Below are 1,811 nucleotides of genomic sequence, written 5' to 3'. Positions count from 1 at the left end.
CCTTAGGACTATGCTCTCCGAAGCTGATCCTGAGATTACTCAAGAGTTGCATAAATACAAAGAACATGCATCGTCCTTCCAGAGCCACTATGCGTTCTCGGAAGTTGATCTTTCCAAATTCAAAGAAGAAGTTGATCCTGTAGTGGTGTTACGGATGTTTGTATGGATGGCAGAAGGATTCTCAAGAAGTACTTCATTTGATCATGGATCTGATTTACAGAAGGCGAAAGACCAATTTGCAGAAGTTCTTAGGCTATTGAAAAGAGTGTTATACAAGGAGGAATTTCAATGGGAAAAGCAGTGATAGAGATAGAATCCCTTGCCAAATATTATGGTAAGGATAGGGGAATAGAAGATGTCAGCTTTTCGGTTAACGAGGGAGAGGTCTTTGGGTTCATTGGTCCCAATGGTGCCGGCAAATCCACTACAATCCGTACATTGATGGCTCTTATACGACCTTCCTCGGGAAGTGCAAAAATCTTTGGCAAAGATTGCATTGAGTATGCTCCGGAGATTGCTCATAACATCGGATATCTCGCAGGCGAGTCGAGCTTCTACGAGCGGATGCGAGTTCGTGAATTTCTTGGGTATGCATCTGAGCTCTATGGAAAGAAAAATAACCCGAGAATTAAGGAATTATCGGAACGGCTCGAACTCGACTTGAACAGAAGAATCGAAAATCTTTCTTTAGGGAATAAGAAAAAAGTTGGTATTGTGGCGGCGATGTTGCACTCGCCCAAGTTACTGATACTCGATGAACCGACCAGCGGTTTGGACCCCCTTGTACAACAAACTTTTTTCGAGATGCTCACAGAAGAGAAACAACGAGGTGTTACTATATTGTTTTCCACTCATGTCCTGAGCGAGGTTCAGAAAATCTGTGACAGGGTTGCCATCATAAAAGAGGGGAAAGTCATAGATATTCCAAGTATCTATGATCTCAGAAGGAACGGATATAAAAAGGTTTCTCTTGCGAGCGATGGCGAACTTAACGAGGAACTATTAAATTTTCACGGTGTTGCCGACCTACAAATTCACGATAATGAGGCTTCTTTCATCTATCGTGGTGAAGTTGTTGAATTATTGGAGAGGCTGGGTTCTTTGCACCTTCAGGATGTCTTCATCCAAGAACCGGTGCTTGAGGAGATTTTGCTCCACTATTACCGGTAGGAGGTTGAAGATGATCATTTTCAAATATGAATTACGACAAATGCGTAATCTTGCTGTAGCGTGGTCAATTGCGATGGTGGTACTGATTTTTCTTCTGATGCCAGTCTTTGCAAGTATCGGCAGAAGTGTTGGTGCAAACTCAGGAACCCAATTGGAACAGATGGTATCGGGAAACGAATTTTTACAAGCGGTGGGTATGAGTGCCGAATTCTTGTCAAAGCCCATTGGACTGTACGGATTTATAACTGGGTGGTTCTTCAGCCTCGCAGCCGCTGTATTGGCCATGCATGTGGGACTTTCTGTAATTACGAAGGATTTTACCGGGAGGTCAACCGACTTCATCTACACAAAGATCGATAGTCGAGGTCGTGTATATCTGGAGAAACTAGCTGCAGCGATTGTCTCAGTTCTCAGCGTTGGTTTTGTGTATGTAATAGCATCCTATTTTGCACTTGAAGCAAATATACCTGAAGGATTTGATTTCTCTTTGTATTTTCTCCTCTCGTTCTCCTTGGTTTTGCTTGAGACTTTGTATCTGGCTTTGGGAATTTGCATAGGGGTGGTTTGGCCGAGAAATCGACACCCGTTGCTTCTAGCTGTAACAGTGGTGTTCATTACCGTAGTGATTGGAACATTTGCCA

The 1,811-nt window shown here is 43.2% G+C and carries 3 protein-coding genes; all 3 read left to right on the top strand.

The window, feature by feature from the left end; translation table 11 throughout:
* Positions 1-304 (top strand): hypothetical protein (locus tag JF818_RS01215; RefSeq protein ID WP_198890174.1); only part of this gene is annotated, 304 nt, incomplete at its 5' end.
* Entirely contained in the window at positions 289-1,170 is an 882-nt protein-coding gene (locus JF818_RS01210) for an ABC transporter ATP-binding protein (RefSeq protein WP_198890173.1), read from the top strand. The genes JF818_RS01215 and JF818_RS01210, both read left to right, overlap by 16 nt.
* Before the next feature lie 10 nt (positions 1,171-1,180).
* Positions 1,181-1,811: ABC transporter permease subunit (locus tag JF818_RS01205; RefSeq protein WP_198890172.1), on the top strand; the 631-nt coding region annotated here is incomplete at its 3' end.

The organism is Sphaerochaeta sp. S2, from assembly GCF_016406725.1.
Taxonomy (GTDB): domain Bacteria; phylum Spirochaetota; class Spirochaetia; order Sphaerochaetales; family Sphaerochaetaceae; genus Sphaerochaeta.
Note: the sequence above shows the minus strand (reverse complement) of the source record. Positions and strands in the feature narration are given on the sequence as shown.